Source organism: Myxococcus sp. AB025B (assembly GCF_006518215.1).
In the GTDB taxonomy this organism is placed as follows: Bacteria; Myxococcota; Myxococcia; order Myxococcales; family Myxococcaceae; genus Myxococcus; species Myxococcus fulvus.
This window is the reverse complement of sequence record NZ_SRLW01000237.1, coordinates 1-15,775: the sequence shown is the minus strand read 5'-3', so window position 1 is coordinate 15,775 and position 15,775 is coordinate 1. Positions and strand designations below refer to the sequence as shown.

The window sequence follows — 15,775 nt, the reverse complement described above, 5'->3', positions numbered from 1 at the left end:
CCCAACAACGGTCCCCTCTACCGAGGACACGTCATCCTCCTGGTCGACGCACGGACGCTGAGCCAGGGCGAATACACCGCGATGATGCTGCGCGCCGCGTCCGGCGCACGCCTCGTGGGCAGCGCCACCGCGGGCGCCGTGGGCGACACCACCAACGTCTGCCTCCCCGGCGCCCTCTGCGTCCTCTTCACCGGTCAGCGCTTCGAGACCCCCGACGGCCAGCCGGTCCAGGGCGTGGGCCTGCGCCCCGACGTGGAGGTCCACCCCACCCTCGAGGGCCTGCGCGCCGGACGCGACGAGGTGCTCGAGCACGCCTTCAGCCTGCTGAACGAGGCAACAGCACGGTGAAGACGGAGCCCACGCCCTCGCGGCTCTCCACCTCGATGCTCCCGCCCATGGCCTCCACGATCTGCCGGCTGATGTAGAGCCCCAGCCCCAGCCCACCGTAGTGGCGCTCCGACACCGCGCGCTCGAAGCGGCCGAACAGGCGCGGCAAGTCGGTCTCCGAGATGCCGATGCCCTCGTCGCGCACCGACAGGCGCACCCGCGCCTCGCCGTCGGCGGAGGCGGACACCTGCACCGGCCGCCCCGCGCCGTACTTCGCCGCGTTGGTGAGCAGGTTGACCAGCACCTGGTCCAACCGCAGCGAGTCCCACCGCCCCTGCAGCGGCTCGGGAATCTCCACCCGCACCGTGCACCCGGCCACCGCGAAGACCTCCTCCATCCGGTCCACCGCGTCGCGCACCGCCTGCCCCAGGTCCACCTCCGTGGGCTCCAGCGCCAGCCGCCCCAGCGAGACGCGGCTCACGTCCAACAGGTGGTCCACCAGCGACGCCAGCCGCTGCACCTGCCGCATCGCCGTGGACAGCCTCGGCGCCACCTTCTCGCGCGAGTCCGGCCCCAGCGCCCGGTCGATGAGCCCATGCTGGAGCTTCAGGCTCGTCAACGGCGTCTTCAGCTCGTGGCTCGCCACGGAGAGGAACTCGTCGCGCAGCCGCACCGCCGCCTGCGCGTCCCGATACAGCGACGCGTTCTCCAGCGCCACCGCCACGCGTCGCGCCAGCTCCTCCATCATCGACACGTCCGACATGGCCAGCGGCCGCTGCGGCGGGGACGTCCCCAGCGTGATGACGCCCAGCGTTCGCCCCCGCGTGCGCACCGGCACCACCAACAGCGACGCGGGCCTGAGCGCCTGCAACAGCGCCCGCTGCTCGGAGCTGTCCGACAAGCGCTCGCACAACGCCGCGTCCACGTCCGGCACGAAGCGCGGCTCTCCGGACTGGAAGCACTCGCGCGACAGCGACAGCGCGCCCTCTCCGCCGAGCGCCTGGAGCACCGACGCGTCCCGCGAGGGCTCCTGGTGCGCGGACGCCACGCACCGCAGCGTGCCATCCGGCCCCACCAGCTCCACCAGACAGCTGGACGCCACGCTGCTGGCGGCCACGCGCGCCACGTGCTCCAGCGTCCACTCCACGTCGTCCAGGTGCTCGGCCAGCGCGCGGCTCGCCTCGAGCAGGAAGAACAGCCGCTCCTCGGCCTCCTTCCCCATCTGGAGCGCGTGGTGCAACCGCTCGCCCCGCTCGCGCAGCGTGCCGTACAGCACCGCGCGCTCCAGCGCCTGCGAGCACTGCTGGGCCAGCGCCTCCAGGAACGAGCGCTCCGACGCGGTGAAGTCCCGCTGCCCGTCCCAGGCCAGCCACACGAAGCCGCGCACGCCCCGCTCCGTGAGCAGCGGCAGCACCGCGCGCGCCCCGTCCCCCAGCACCGCCACCTCGCGCCGGACGATGCCCGTCATGGGCAACAAGTCCTCCAGGCGCGAGAACCACTGCGCCTCCCGCCGCTCGGCCGCGCGCGCCAGCACCGGCACCACCAGCGGACGCTGCCCCTCCAGCGCGGCCCGGAACTCCCGCGAGTAGCCGAACGCGCCGATGAAGCGGATGAAGCCCTCGTCCGTCAGGCTCATCACCGTGCCGCGCGACGCGCCCGAGGCCTCCAGCCCGTCGTGCACCAGCACCCGGGCCACGTCCTCGGCGGTGGCCGCCCGGGACAGCGCCGCCGTCACCGTCTGCAGTCGCGCGGAGAGCGCCTGGGAGGCCCGGGCCTCCTCGTACAACAGCGCGTTCTCCATGGAGAGGCTCGCGCGCCGCCCCAGCTCCCGCGCCACCTCCAGGTCCTGCTCCGTGAAGCCCGCCGCCGCGTCACCGCGCAGCAGCGACATCGCCCCCAACACCCTGCCGCGCGCCACCAGCGGCAACACCATCCCCACCCGCGCGCCCAGCGCCACCTCGCGCTCCCACGCCCGCTCCGACACGGCCTCCATCCGCGCCGCGACGCCGGTGCGCAGCGTCTGCGCGATGGCGTCCGACGTCGTCAGGCCCACCGGCCGCAGGCGGAACAGCTCGTGCATCAGCGCCACCCGCCCCGGCTCCCGATGCGCCGCGGCCACGCGCTCCACGCGGCCATCGTCCCCCAGCACGTCCACCGCGCACCAGTCCGCCAGCTCCGGCACCACCAGCTCCGCCAGCCGTCGCAACACCGTGCGCCACTCCAGCGAGGCCCCCAGCGCCTCACCCGCGCGATACAGGAAGGCCAGCCGCGCGGACTCGGAGGACGCGGGCTCGGCGCGAGCCCCTGTCGCCGCGGCGCCGCGCGGTGCCCCGGCGGTGTCGTCAGGAAGGTCGTCGAGTGGGTTCGGCTCGGCGGACATGAAGGCGACCCCGAGAGCGCGGTGAAGCCCGCAGCTAAGAGCGTCCCGGCGCCCGCAACAATGCCGCCCACCTCCGCAGACGGGAGGACTGTCCAATCCCAGACCCGCCAGACGTTGAATGGCCACACCCCCACGCCCGGGGGGTGTTTCAGGCGGTCGGGTTCCACCACACGGCGCCCTTGCCGTCGATGGCCCGGCGCGCGCGCACGCGCACGTCCTCCAGCGCCTCGGGCGTGAGCGGACGCCACGCGTGGGCCGCCGCGAGCGCCGCGTCCTGCTCGTTGGGGTGGCTCATCCCCATCAACATGACGTCCGGGTCCAGCGTCAGCGTGTAGCGCACGCACTCCTCCACGCCCAGGTGCGGCAGCAGCGGCGCCTCCCGGTCCTCACGTCCACCCGAGCCCACCTTGCCCCGGGGCCGCGACTCCAGCGGCCGGCCATAGCCCTCCGTGTCGCCCAACAGCTTGCCCGCGCCGAACGTCTTGAACGACACCACGCCCACGCCGCGCGAGCGCGCCAGCGGCAGCACGTCCTCCACGTAGCGCGCATCCACGAAGGGCCCCAGGGGGAACATCACCACGTCGCACAGCCCGGACAGCACCGCCCGGCGCAGCACCTCCGGGTGATGGCTGGAGATGCCCCGGAAGCGCGCCTGTCCCGCGCGCACGCACACGCCCAGCTGCTCCAGTCCCCCACCCGGCGCGGCGAGCGCCTCCCACGCGGACAGCTCCGACACGGCATGGAAGACGAACAGGTCCACGTGCGCGTGCCCCAGCCGCTTCAGGCTCGCCTCGACCTGAGGTCCCACCGGCGCGTCGAGCACGTCCACCTTGTCGATGAGGAACACGCCCTCGCGCCGGCCGCGCAGCGCCTCGCCAACCACCTCCTCGCTCAGCCCCTCCTCGTAGTTGGGCGCGGTGTCGATGACGTTCAGCCCCGCGTCCAGCGCGCGCGTGAGCGTGGCGACGAGCACCTCGCGGGGCGTCGAGCGGTCGGCGATGTCACCGATGCCCACCGCCGTGGCGACGAAGCCGGTGCGGCCCAGCGCGCGGCGGGGCGAGAAGGAGGGGAGCGTGGACATGACCCCCGTATCTGCAAGAGCCCTCCCGCGTCGTCAAGCCACGCGCCGGCTTCAGCGGAAGGGACCGGACACCTCGAACGTGACGCCGGCGTTGATGGAGTTCGAGGTGCCGCGCTGCGAGCTGAAGTACAGCCGCCGCCCATCCGGGCTGAAGGCCGGCCCGGTGAGCTCCGAGCCCGGGTGCCCCCTCAACCGGAGGAACGGCGACACCACGCGCTGGGGTCCCGGGGTGATGAGACACAGGTCCATGGTGCCGCCGTCCTCGGCGACGAACAGGTCCCCCGAGCGCGACACCACCACGTTGTCCACGCCCGTCAGCGGCGCGAGCGGCAGCAGCGACGCCGCGTAGATGACCTCCAGCCTCCCTGTCGCCGGCGTGTGCGCCCACACGCGGTTGTCCCCCTTGGTGGTGAAGTAGACGGTGCCGCCGTCGTACCAGCAGCCCTCGCCGCCCTCGAACACCGTCGTGCGCGCCGCCACGTCCGGCTGACGCGACACGGACTTCTCCGGCGAGCACCGCACCCACGACAGCCGGGCCTCCCCCGCCAGCGCGTCGCCCGACACCTTCGCCGCCTCCAGCGTGCCCTCCGACAAGCGGGGCCACACGGACGGCGTGAAGCGGTACAGCCGCCCCTCGGGCTGGTCCTCCGTCAGGTACAGCCGCCGGCCCACCGGGTCCACCGCCACCGCCTCGTGCGGGAACGCGCCGAGCGCCGGCCGCTCCACGCCCTGCGACGGCCGAGCCGGGTTGCACTCCCACACCCAACCCGTCGGGTGCTCCTCACACGACAGCCACGTGCCCCACGGCGTGGGCCCACCCGCGCAGTTCAGCCGCGTGCCCGCGAGGATTCGATAGGCCGCCAGCACCCGGCCGCCCGCGTCGAAGCGCACCGCGCTCGCGCCGCCGGAGATGGCCTCGCTGTTGGACACATAGACGTAGCCCCCCTCCGGCCGCGCGAAGCACGCCCCCCCGTCCGGCGCCGGATGCCAGACGTAACCGGTGGGCCCCACCGGTTGTCCCGAGCGCGCGACGATGCGGGAGGTGAAGCCCGCCGGCAGCCTCAGGCCGTTGACGTCGGGCGAGCCGGAGATGGCGCCGTAGGGACCGGGGCCCGCCTGGGCCGGGGCCGCGTAGGCGTCCTTCCAGAACCCGGGACCGAAGGCGAGCGCGCTCCCCCCGAGCGCGGAGAGACGAAGGAAGTCGCGACGACCCAGCCGCATGCGTGGTTCTCCTGTACCGGTCAGGAGAACCACCCGCGCGCCGCCCCACCACTGAACGCGGAGGACGGGTGCGCGTCAGGACACATCAGCCGCGTCGACTCGCGCGGTTCTTGTCCCAGATGGCGTAGAGGATGATGAGGAAGGCGACAAGCCGGGCCACGTAGATGTAGTAGCGCCGCTCGTCCTGCGTGTCGATGAGCGCGGCCACCACCGAGTTCACCCCCAGCACCGCGAACGACAGCGCGAAGAAGGCGAACAGCCGGTCGTGCGACTGTTTCCAGAAGCGCAGGAAGAACAGCGCGCAGGCCAGCCACGCCATCGCCACCGCGCCATTGAGCATGGAGTGGAACATGGCGGGTTGCTCTCGCTACGAGGCGTCCCAGATGAGGCCGTACAGCAGGACGGAGGCGCTGGCCAGGGTGGTGAGCTGCCGGGGCAGGTACAGGTCAATCGTCGTCGGCAGGACCACCAGGTCCACGAACAACAGGATGTTGTTGGCCGCCATGCCCACGAAGCACAGCCCGCTCCACAGCAGCAGCCGTGACTGGCTGCGCTTCCATGCGCGCAGGAGCAGCACCGCGCACGCCAGGCTCGTCAAGGCACAGAGGATGTAGACCGCTTCAGCCATGGTCGCCGTCCTTGTCCTTCTTCAGCACGAAGGCCTCCGCGAAGCCCCGGACCTTGTCCAGGGGGCGGGAGAAGATGAAGGAGATGACACTCACCCGACGCACACCGTACACCGCCGCCAGCTCCGTGACGGCCTGCACGTCCTCCGAGCTCGCCGGACTGAAGCGATAGACGGGCACACGCCCCCCATCGCTCACCAGCAGGCTCCTCGCGGTGAGGTCCGCCAGCCTCGCGGCGGCGGAAGGTTCTGTGATGCGCAGCTCCAGGCTCACCGATGACGCGGTCCACTCCCGCCCCGGCTGGGCTCGAAGCAGGAGGAGCACCTCCAGCTTCTCCAGGGAGTCGATGTGCGTCGTGATGAAGCGCTGGACCCGCGGCGGAAGTCCGGCGTCGCTCACAGGGCCACCATGCCCACGTTATTTTGTGCGTCAACCTTTTCTCGCAACAGGATGTTCAGGTTCCGGCGTGGACGTCTCCCTCGCCCGCTCGCCCTGCCTCACGGGAAGCGGGCCCTCCATGTCCTCCCGTCCCGGGTGGGCGGGCGCAAGCTGCCTGAGTCCTTCCACAAGCTGCACCGTGGCGCTCGGCGCCGCCACGTCCAGCAGGGCGAGCAGCACCGTCTCCGGACGGCCATGCATCCGGGGCAGCCAGGTGCTGAAGGCGCGCACCGAGCCTTGTTGGCCACCCCACTCCCAATCCACATGGAAGCCCTGGAGGGCCTCACCGCGGGCCGCGCGCATGAGGGGCTGCTCGTCGGTGGAGAGCACCTGGCCTTGCGGGCCCCGCACGACGAGGCCCTCGTGGAGGCCCTGGGCCTCGCGGTACGCGAGCCCTCCGCCAGCGAGCCCCTGGGCCGCGCGGTTGGCCAGCAGGGTGTGGCCCGTGCCGGGCTCCACCAGGGCGAGCGGCGTGGGGAGCGCCGCGAGCACGGCCTCCAGCCAGCGCTGCTGGTTGCGGTGCGTCTCCATCTCCCGGCGCAGCAGCTCCTCGCGGGCGCGGGCGCGCTCGGCGTCCACGCGGCGCTGGGCCTCGGCCAGCTCGCTCTCGTGCTCGCGCCGCTCGGTCTGCCGCAGCACCTCCGCCTGACGCTTCACCAGCTCCGTCTTGCGGTAGAGGTCCGCGAACACGCTCACCTTGGAGCGGAGGATCTCCGGCTCGTAGGGCTTGAGCAGGTAGTCCACCGCGCCCACGGCGTAGGCGCGCAGCTCCGGCAGCTGGCCGCGCGACAGGGCGGTGAGGAAGAGCAGCGGGGTGTGGCGGCTGCGCTCGCGCTCGCGGATGAGGCTCGCCGTCTCGAAGCCGTCCATGCCCGGCATCACGACGTCCAGGAGGATGGCGGCGAAGTCCTGGGAGAGCAGGTGGCGCAGCGCCTCGCGGCCGCTGCGCGCGGTGACGAGCTGGAGCCCCAGCGGCGCGAGCGTCGCCTCCAGCGCGAGCAGCCCCTCGGGCTGGTCATCGACCAGGAGGACGGACACGGGGCTCATGGCTGCACCCTGCCGCGCGACACGTAGGCCAGTCGCGCGAGCCAACCTCCCACGTCCCCGAGCGACAAGCGCTCGACCTCCGCGTCGAACAGCTCCCCGTCCTCGCCGCCCACCAGCGCCACGCGCCCGCCGCGCGCCTGGAGCAGGCCCAGCCCCGTGAGGCCGTCGTCATGGCCGCCGAAGAGCAGCCCCGCCGCGGCGGCGCCGTGGCTGTCCGCCGCGGACTCGAGGAGCGCGTCGATGGCGGGACGACAGCCGTGCTCGGGGGGCTCCACCGACAGCGACACCGAGCCCCGGTCCACCAGCAGGTGGTAGCCCCACGGCGCCAGGTACACGCGGCCGGGCACCAGGTCGTCCTTGTCGTCCGGCTCCACCACCGGCAGCGCGCAGCGGCGGCCCAGGGGCTCCACCAGCCGGTCGTGCGGCCCCCGGTGCAGCGCCACGACGACGGGCGCCGGCAGGTGCGCCGGCAACACGGACAGCAGCGTCCCCAGGTCCGCCGCGGCGCCACGCGGCGCGCCCACCACCAGCAACCCCACGCTCATGACACCCTCCGGAAGATGCGGCCACTGCCCTCCAGCTCCTCGAAGGCCAGGGCGTGTGGCGTGCGCGACAGCGACTCCTTGCGCCCCAGGCACAGGAAGCCGAAGCGGGCCAGGCTCTCATACAGCCGCGAGTGCACGCGGTTGTGCAGCGCGCGGTTGAAGGACAGCAGCGTGTCCCGGCACACGATGACATGGAACTCGTTGAACGAGCCGTCGATGGCCAGGTTGTGCTGGGTGAAGAAGATGCCGTCGCGCAGCTTCGGGTGGAGCAGCGCCCAGTTGCCGTCGCGCGTGTAGTGGTCCGACAGCAAGCCCCTGCCGCCCGACTCCGCGTGGCGGCGCGCGCAGTCCTCGCCGGGCAGGGGCACCACGCCCGTGCGCGCGTCCGCGAGCAGCCCCTCGCTCGCGTCGGACGCGTACAGCCGGCACCGCCCCCACAGCCCCTCCTCGTGCAGGAGGATGGCCAGCGAGTAGGTGTCCTCTCCCGTGCCGCAGCCCGCGTGCCACACGCGCACCGACGGCCAGGTGCGCAGCACGGGGACGACGCGCGCGCGGAAGTCGCGGAAGAAGGCCGCGTCCGAGAAGAGCGTGGGCGGCGTGCACGACAGCGCGCGCAGGAGCCCCTCCAGCGCGTCGCTGTCGTGGAGCACGCGGGCCTGGAGCGCGGAGAAGGACTCCAGGCGCTCCTCGCGCAGGTGACGCCGCAGCCGCCGCAGCAACTGCGGACGCGAGTGGCTGCGCAGGTCGAAGCCCCAGTGGCGGGCCACGCCCTCCAGCAGGAGCTCCGCCTCCAGCGTCTCCAGCGCCGCGGACTGGGCCCCGGCGCTCACCCGGAGACCTCCGTGCGCGGGCCCTTGGCCTGGCCTCCCCGGGGCGCGTGCAGCCACACGCGCAACAGGCTGAGCAGCTTCTCGATGTCCACCGGCTTGGTGATGTAGTCGGACGCGCCCGCCTCCAGGCACTTCTCCCGGTCCCCCTTCATCGCCTTGGCGGTGAGCGCGAGGATGGGCAGGTGAGAGACGCGCTCCATGCGGCGGATGGCGCGCATGGCCTGGTAGCCGTCCATCTCCGGCATCATCACGTCCATCAGCACCAGCTCGATGTCCTCGTCCGTCTCCAGCTGCGCCAGGCCCTCGCGCGCGCTCTCCGCGAAGGCCACCTTCATGCCGTAGCGCTCCAGCACGGTGTTGAGGGCGAAGATGTTGCGCACGTCGTCGTCCACCACCAGCACCTTGCGGTTGACGAGCAGCGGGTCCCGCTCGCGCGCCTTCTCCAGCATGCGGCGCTTGGTCTCCGACAGCGTGGCGGGTGAGCGGTGCAGGAACAGGCTCGTCTCCTCCAGCAGGCGCTCGGGGCTCTGCGCGTCCTTGACGACGATGGCCTCCGCCACCCGGCGCAGCTCCGTCTCCTGCGCGCGCGACAGCTCGCGGCCGGTGTAGACGATGATGGGCGGCCCGCCGGCCCCATGCGCCTCGCGCACGCGGCGGATGAGCTCCGTGCCGGGCAGGTCCGGCAGGCCCAGGTCCAGCACCATGCAGTCGAAGCGGCGCTCCGCCAGCGCGGCCAGCGCGGCCGCCGCGGTGCCCACCGCCATCGTCTGCACGTCGTCGCTGCCGAGCAGCTCCTGGAGCGACTGGCGGTGCACGGCGTCGTCCTCGACGATGAGCAGCCCCCGGCCCTTGCGCTCCACGAAGTCGCGCAGGGAGGCCAGCGCCGCCACCGCCGCGGCCGGGTCCGCCGCCGCGCGCAGGTGGCCGATGGCGCCCAGGTTGAGCGAGCGCTCGCGGTGGTCGTCGTCCGACACGGTGTAGACGGGGAGCGCGCGCGTGCTGGCGTCGTGCTTGAGCCGGTCCAGCACCACCCAGCCCGCCATCTCCGGCAGGTCCAGGTCCACCGCCACGGCCACGGGCCGCGAGTCGCGCACCACGTCCAGCGCGCCCTCCACCTCCGTGGAGACGAGCACCTTGAAGCCCGCGCCCTGCGCGGCCGCGCGCAGCCGGGCCGCGTGGTCCGGCGCGTGCGTCACCGCCAGGAGCACCTTGTCCCCGGGCTGGATGCTGGCGCGGTCATCGTCGATGGCCAGCGACACGAGCCCCGCCGGCGCCGGGGACGAGTCCTCCAGGTGCAGGGGCGGTGGCAGCATGGCGACCGACTGCGCCAGCACGCTGGACACCAGGCGGTTGTCCACGCCGGGCCGCTCCGCCATGAAGTCCAGGGGCAGGTAGAGGGTGAAGATGCTGCCCTGGCCCGGCTCGCTCTCCAGCCGGATTTCGCCGCCGAGCAGGCGTGCGATTTCGCGGCTGATGGACAGGCCCAGGCCGGTGCCGCCGTACTTGCGCGCGGTGGAGCCGTCCGCCTGCTGGAAGGCCTCGAAGATGATGTGGTGCTTGTCCTTGGGGATGCCGATGCCCGTGTCGCGCACGGAGAAGGCCACCACCGAGGGCGCGCTGGAGAGCACCGGGTGGTCCGGCGTCCAGCCGCTCCTCGCCATGCCCATGCGCAGCGACACCGAGCCGGACTCGGTGAACTTGAAGGCGTTGGACAAGAGGTTCTTGAGCACCTGCTGCAGCCGCTTCGCGTCCGTCTCCACCTCGCCCGCCATGCCCGGCGACAGGTCGATGTCGAACTGGAGGCCCTTCTTGTCCGCCACCTGACGGAAGGTGCGGTCCACGAACTCGCGCAGGTCGCTGAAGCGCAGCGGGCCCACGTCCACCGTCATGGTGCCGGACTCAATCTTGGACAGGTCGAGGATGTCGTTGATGAGCTCCAGCAGGTCCGCGCCCGAGGCGTGGATGGTCTTGGCGAACTCCACCTGACGTCCGGTGAGGTTGCCCTCCACGTTGTCGCTGAGCGTCTGGCTCAGGATGAGCAGCGAGTTGAGCGGCGTGCGCAGCTCGTGGCTCATGTTGGCGAGGAACTCGGACTTGTACTTGGAGGTGAGGCTCAGCTGCTCAGCCTTCTCCTCCAGCGCGCGCTTGGCCTGCTCGACCTCGCCGTTCTTGCGCTCGACCTCCGTCTTCTGCTCGGAGAGCAGCTTCGCCTTCTCCTGCAGCTCCTCGTTGGTGCGGCGCAGCTCCTCCTGCTGACGCTTGAGCAGCTCCTCGGACTGCTGGAGCGAGGTGGCCTGCTGCTCCAGGCGCTTGTTCGTCTCCGTCAGCTCCTCCTGCTGCTTGCGCAGCTCGTCCGTGAGCGCCTGGGACTGCTTGAGCAGCGCCTCGGTGCGCATGTTCGCGGCAATCGTGTTGAGCACGATGCCGATGGACTCGGTGAGCTGCGCGAGGAAGCCCAGGTGCACCTCGCTGAAGCGGTGGAACGAGGCCAGCTCGATGACGGCCTTGATTTCCCCCTCGAAGAGCACCGGCAGCACGACGATGTTGCGCGGCACCTCCTCACCGAGCCCCGAGGAGATGCGGATGTACGTGTCCGGCACGTCCGACAGGAGGATGGGCTCCTTCTCCAGCGCGCACTGGCCCACCAGTCCCTCGCCCAGCTTGAAGGTGTTGGAGAGGCCCTTGCGCTCCCGGTACGCGTAGGACGCGAGCAGCTTGAGGATCTGCTCCCCGGCCTCGGCGCGCTCGGAGATGTAGAAGACGCCGTGCTGCGCGTCCACCAGCGGCGCCAGCTCCGACAGGATGACCTTGGAGACGGTGAGCAAATCCCGCTGTCCTTGGAGGACGCGGGTGAACTTGGCCAGGTTGGTCTTGAGCCAGTCCTGTTCCGTGTTCTTGCGCGTGGTGTCCTTCAGGTTGCGGATCATCTCGTTGATGTTGTCCTTGAGGGCGGCCACTTCGCCCTGCGCGGACACCGTGATGAAGCGCGTGAGGTCACCCTTGGTCACCGCCGTGGCCACCTCGGCGATGGCGCGCACCTGCGTCGTCAGGTTCGCGGCGAGCTGGTTCACGTTGTCGGTGAGGTCGCGCCAGATGCCGGCCGTGCCGGGCACGCGCGCCTGTCCGCCCAGCTTCCCTTCGATTCCCACCTCGCGGGCCACCGTGGTCACCTGGTCGGCGAACACCGCCAGCGTGTCGATCATCCCGTTGATGGTGTCCGCCAGCTCGGCGATTTCACCCTTCGCGTCCACGACCAGCTTGCGCTTCAGGTCGCCGTTGGCCACCGCCGTCACCACCTTGGCGATGCCGCGCACCTGCGTCGTCAGGTTGGAGGCCATGGAGTTCACGTTGTCCGTGAGGTCCTTCCACGTGCCGGCCACCCCCTTCACCTCCGCCTGACCGCCCAGCTTCCCTTCCGTGCCGACCTCACGCGCGACGCGCGTCACCTCGGAGGCGAAGGACGACAGCTGGTCCACCATCGTGTTGATGGTGTTCTTCAGCTCCAGGATTTCACCCTGCACGTCCACGGTGATCTTCTTCGACAGGTCACCGCGCGCCACGGCCGTGGTGACTTCGGCGATGTTGCGCACCTGCGACGTCAGGTTCGACGCCATGGAGTTCACGTTGTCCGTGAGGTCCTTCCACGTACCGGCGACGCCCTTCACCACGGCCTGTCCGCCGAGCTTGCCCTCGGTGCCGACCTCGCGAGCGACGCGCGTCACCTCGGACGCGAACGAGTTGAGCTGGTCCACCATCGTGTTGATGGTGTTCTTCAGCTCCAGAATCTCGCCGCGCACGTCCACCGTGATTTTCTTCGACAGGTCACCGTTCGCGACGGCCGTCGTCACCTCGGCGATGTTGCGCACCTGCGCGGTGAGGTTGGAGGCCATGGAGTTCACGTTGTCCGTGAGGTCCTTCCACGTGCCGCCCACGCCCTTCACCACGGCCTGACCGCCGAGCTTTCCTTCCGTACCCACTTCGCGGGCGACGCGGGTCACCTCGGACGCGAACGAGTTGAGCTGGTCCACCATCGTGTTGATGGTGTTCTTCAGCTCCAGGATCTCACCGCGCACGTCCACGGTGATCTTCTTCGACAGGTCACCGCGCGCCACCGCCATCGTCACCTCGGCGATGTTGCGCACCTGGGACGTGAGGTTGGAAGCCATGGAGTTCACGTTGTCCGTGAGGTCCTTCCACGTACCGCCCACACCGCGCACCACGGCCTGACCGCCGAGCTTTCCTTCCGTGCCGACCTCCTTCGCGACGCGCGTCACCTCGGAGGCGAAGGACGAGAGCTGGTCCACCATCGTGTTGATGGTGTTCTTCAGCTCCAGCACCTCACCGCGCGCATCCACCGTGATCTTCTTCGACAGGTCACCCTTGGCGACGGCCGTCGTCACGTCGGCGATGTTGCGCACCTGCGCGGTGAGGTTGGAGGCCATGGAGTTCACGTTGTCCGTGAGGTCCTTCCACGTGCCACCCACGCCGCGCACCACGGCCTGACCGCCGAGCTTTCCTTCCGTACCCACTTCGCGCGCGACGCGCGTCACCTCGGACGCGAACGAGTTGAGCTGGTCCACCATCGTGTTGATGGTGTTCTTCAGCTCCAGGATTTCACCCTGCACGTCCACGGTGATCTTCTTGGACAAGTCTCCGTTGGCGACGGCCGTCGTCACCTCGGCGATGTTGCGCACCTGCGACGTCAGGTTCGACGCCATCGAGTTCACGTTGTCCGTGAGGTCCTTCCACGTACCCGCGACGCCCTTCACCACGGCCTGTCCGCCGAGCTTGCCCTCGGTGCCGACCTCGCGAGCGACGCGCGTCACCTCGGACGCGAACGAGTTGAGCTGGTCCACCATCGTGTTGATGGTGTTCTTCAGCTCCAGAATCTCGCCGCGCACGTCCACCGTGATCTTCTTCGACAAATCTCCGTTGGCGACGGCCGTCGTCACCTCGGCGATGTTGCGCACCTGGGACGTCAGGTTGGACGCCATGGAGTTCACGTTGTCCGTGAGGTCCTTCCACGTGCCGCCCACGCCCTTCACCACGGCCTGACCGCCCAGCTTTCCCTCCGTACCCACCTCACGCGCCACGCGCGTCACTTCCGAGGCGAAGGACGACAGCTGGTCCACCATCGTGTTGATGGTGTTCTTCAGCTCCAGAATCTCACCGCGCACGTCCACGGTGATCTTCTTGGACAAGTCCCCCTTGGCGACGGCCGTCGTCACCTCGGCGATGTTGCGCACCTGGGACGTGAGGTTGGACGCCATGGAGTTCACGTTGTCCGTGAGGTCCTTCCACGTGCCGGCCACGCCCTTCACGCGGGCCTGGCCGCCCAGCTTTCCCTCCGTGCCCACCTCGCGCGCCACGCGCGTCACCTCGGAGGCGAAGGCGCCGAGCTGCTCCACCATGCCGTTCACCAGCCGGGCGGTGCGGAAGAACTCGCCCTTCAGCGGCCGGCCGTCCACCTCCACCGCCACCGTCTGGGACAGGTCGCCCTTGGCCACCGCGCCGATGACGCGGCCCATCTCCGTGGTGGGCTGCACCAGGTCCGCCACCAGCGTGTTCACCGACTCCACGCAGTCGGCCCAGGAGCCCACCGCGCTCACCACGTGGGCGCGCTGGGTGATGCGGCCCTCCTTGCCCACCACGTTGCCGATGCGCTCGAACTCGTGCGCCATGCGCTCGTTGAGCTCGATGATTTCGTTCAGCGAGTCCGCGACCTTGCCCGCGTTGCCCACCTTGTCCACGGGCATGCGCACGGAGAAGTCACCCTTGCGCACCGCCGTCAGCACGCGCAGCAGCTGCCGCGAGTCCAACGCATCCGAGTCGTCCTCCACGGGGCGCCGCGGTGGCACCACCGCACGAGCGCGACGCGAGACAACCTTCTTCACAGTCATTGAGAGCCCCTGCACGTCCCTGGGATGGGCGCGGCCTCTCCGTTGTCCCGCGACTCCCCGCCCCCGACAGCCCCCTCGGGAGGGCACAGTGCCCACCACCGGACACTCGCCCGCGACTTCGTGCGCCAGCCAACATTGACCCAGGGGAGGGCCGCCACGGCGCGTGAAGTCGGACACGCGGGCCGCGCCTGCCCGCTCGCCCGGGAGGAAGGCGCGCCCGGCGGTTCCCGGGCGCGCCCCGCGCCCTTCCCGGAGCGCCTGGACTCACGCCGGCACGGCCTCGGGCCCTGTCGCCCGAGGCCGCCCGAAGCGCCGGCGTGCGAGCCCCGCGTCAGAAGCAGCGCGCGCGAGCGGCGACACCGGTCTGGTTCGAGGAGCCGCTCAGGTACCAGTAACCGGAGTCGTTGTAGATGCGCACGTACTCACCGCTCCCCTCGAACTTGCCGCGCACGAACGTGAGGCCGCAAGCGCGCGTCGAGGGCGTCGCCATGAGGTAGGACGCGGGCGAGCCCTGGTACCAGGCGACTTCGTTCGTATACGCGGGGTCGGTGCCGGACGGCGAGACGTTGATGCACCGCGCGCGGGCGCGCACGCTGCTCTGGCTGGAGTTGCCGTTCAGGTACCAGCTCCCGCCGCTGACGTAGGCGTGCACCCACTCTCCGGTGCCGTTGAACTTGCCGGCGATGCCCACCAGGTAGCAGACGCGGTTGGTCGCGGTGCCCATGTAGACGGGGTACGCCATCGACTGCGTCCACTGGTACTCGGTGGTGTCCCCCTCCGCCTCCACGCACCGGGCCGCGCCGTGGATGCCCGTCTGCTGCGAGGCGCCGCCCAGGTACCAGGAGCCGCCCGACTGGAAGATGTCCACGCGCTCGCCACCTCCCTGGAGGTCGCCACCCACGCGCGTGAGGAAGCACGAGCGTCCGTCGGTGCCGCCCATGGGCTTGGCGAGGTTGCCCTGGGACCAGGTGAACTCGTTGCTCGCCACCAGCGCGGCGGACGTGCTGGCCAGCGACTCGGCGCCGGGCGTGGCCGCGCCGTTCTGCCCAGGCGCCTCGGTCAGGTCCTCGGGGCCGCAGCCCCACAGCACGGCGGGAATCGTGAGCATGACCAGGGTATGACGCAGCTTCGACATGAGGGTGTCTTTCTCGGTGATGGGTTGGAGCGCGCGTTCGCGCCGCGGCCTGCTTGAGCAAGGCACATGCCGCCCGCGTGTCGTCGCGCGCTCCGAGCGGGCGACCGTCTTCGCCCCTCACGTGGCACCACGAATGGCACTCGGGTGGCACATGCCCCCGGGTGTGCCACCTGGGTGCACGCGCGCGTGTGGTAGCGTCGGGCCATGCCGCCGCACGGCGCAGATGGACCGCCCCTGACGCCCCC

Annotated in this window: 12 protein-coding genes; 1 reads left to right on the top strand and 11 read right to left on the bottom strand. The window is 70.9% G+C overall.

Annotated elements, in window-relative coordinates; all coding sequences use genetic code 11:
• Positions 1–348 (top strand): S41 family peptidase (locus FL311_RS31015; protein WP_255510374.1); only part of this gene is annotated, 348 nt, incomplete at its 5' end.
• Here FL311_RS31015 and FL311_RS31010 read toward each other — a convergent pair.
• The 11 genes from FL311_RS31010 to FL311_RS30960 form a co-directional block, all read right to left on the bottom strand.
• Positions 317–2,707 (bottom strand): ATP-binding protein, encoded by a 2,391-nt coding sequence (locus FL311_RS31010; RefSeq protein WP_141330817.1) that lies wholly within the window; start codon positions 2,705–2,707, stop codon positions 317–319. The two genes, FL311_RS31015 and FL311_RS31010, sit on opposite strands and share 32 nt — an antisense overlap.
• Positions 2,708–2,855: 148 nt before the next feature.
• Entirely contained in the window at positions 2,856–3,788 is a 933-nt protein-coding gene (locus FL311_RS31005; RefSeq protein ID WP_141330815.1) for an aldo/keto reductase, read from the bottom strand.
• 51 nt (positions 3,789–3,839) lie between these two features.
• Complete coding sequence (locus FL311_RS31000; RefSeq protein WP_141330813.1) at positions 3,840–5,009, bottom strand: alkaline phosphatase PhoX; 1,170 nt, start codon at positions 5,007–5,009, stop codon at positions 3,840–3,842.
• Between the two features lie 85 nt (positions 5,010–5,094).
• The gene (locus tag FL311_RS30995) at positions 5,095–5,361 is read right to left on the bottom strand and encodes a DUF5985 family protein (protein ID WP_141330811.1); all 267 of its coding nucleotides are present in this window, start codon (positions 5,359–5,361) and stop codon (positions 5,095–5,097) included.
• Between the two features lie 15 nt (positions 5,362–5,376).
• On the bottom strand, positions 5,377–5,637 hold the full coding sequence (locus FL311_RS30990) for a DUF5985 family protein (protein WP_141330810.1): 261 nt from the start codon (positions 5,635–5,637) through the stop codon (positions 5,377–5,379).
• Entirely contained in the window at positions 5,630–6,034 is a 405-nt protein-coding gene (locus FL311_RS30985; RefSeq protein WP_141330808.1) for a hypothetical protein, read from the bottom strand. Before FL311_RS30985 ends, FL311_RS30990 begins: the two co-directional genes overlap by 8 nt.
• 30 nt (positions 6,035–6,064) lie before the next feature.
• Positions 6,065–7,120, bottom strand: coding sequence for a two-component system response regulator (locus FL311_RS46170; protein WP_141330806.1), 1,056 nt, complete (start codon positions 7,118–7,120; stop codon positions 6,065–6,067).
• Entirely contained in the window at positions 7,117–7,665 is a 549-nt protein-coding gene (locus FL311_RS30975) for a chemotaxis protein CheB (RefSeq protein ID WP_141330804.1), read from the bottom strand. The genes FL311_RS46170 and FL311_RS30975 overlap by 4 nt, the downstream gene beginning before the upstream one ends.
• Positions 7,662–8,495, bottom strand: coding sequence for a protein-glutamate O-methyltransferase CheR (locus FL311_RS30970; RefSeq protein ID WP_141330802.1), 834 nt, complete (start codon positions 8,493–8,495; stop codon positions 7,662–7,664). Before FL311_RS30970 ends, FL311_RS30975 begins: the two co-directional genes overlap by 4 nt.
• The gene (locus FL311_RS30965) at positions 8,492–14,395 is read right to left on the bottom strand and encodes a HAMP domain-containing protein (protein WP_228557192.1); all 5,904 of its coding nucleotides are present in this window, start codon (positions 14,393–14,395) and stop codon (positions 8,492–8,494) included. The genes FL311_RS30970 and FL311_RS30965 overlap by 4 nt, the downstream gene beginning before the upstream one ends.
• Before the next feature lie 331 nt (positions 14,396–14,726).
• Positions 14,727–15,530 carry a hypothetical protein gene (locus tag FL311_RS30960; RefSeq protein WP_141330800.1) on the bottom strand — a complete coding sequence of 268 codons (804 nt, stop codon included), beginning with the start codon at positions 15,528–15,530 and terminating at the stop codon, positions 14,727–14,729.
• Between the last annotated feature and the right edge of the window lie 245 nt (positions 15,531–15,775).

Bases quoted from the DNA above. Each gene is read 5' to 3' on its own strand.
- FL311_RS31010 (WP_141330817.1), bottom strand. From the start codon at position 2,707: ATGTCCGCCGAGCCGAACCCACTCGACGACCTTCCTGACGACACCGCC.
- FL311_RS31005 (WP_141330815.1), bottom strand. From the start codon at position 3,788: ATGTCCACGCTCCCCTCCTTCTCGCCCCGCCGCGCGCTGGGCCGCACC.
- FL311_RS31000 (WP_141330813.1), bottom strand. From the start codon at position 5,009: ATGCGGCTGGGTCGTCGCGACTTCCTTCGTCTCTCCGCGCTCGGGGGG.
- FL311_RS30995 (WP_141330811.1), bottom strand. From the start codon at position 5,361: ATGTTCCACTCCATGCTCAATGGCGCGGTGGCGATGGCGTGGCTGGCC.
- FL311_RS30990 (WP_141330810.1), bottom strand. From the start codon at position 5,637: ATGGCTGAAGCGGTCTACATCCTCTGTGCCTTGACGAGCCTGGCGTGC.
- FL311_RS46170 (WP_141330806.1), bottom strand. From the start codon at position 7,120: ATGAGCCCCGTGTCCGTCCTCCTGGTCGATGACCAGCCCGAGGGGCTG.
- FL311_RS30975 (WP_141330804.1), bottom strand. From the start codon at position 7,665: ATGAGCGTGGGGTTGCTGGTGGTGGGCGCGCCGCGTGGCGCCGCGGCG.
- FL311_RS30965 (WP_228557192.1), bottom strand. From the start codon at position 14,395: ATGACTGTGAAGAAGGTTGTCTCGCGTCGCGCTCGTGCGGTGGTGCCA.
- FL311_RS30960 (WP_141330800.1), bottom strand. From the start codon at position 15,530: ATGTCGAAGCTGCGTCATACCCTGGTCATGCTCACGATTCCCGCCGTG.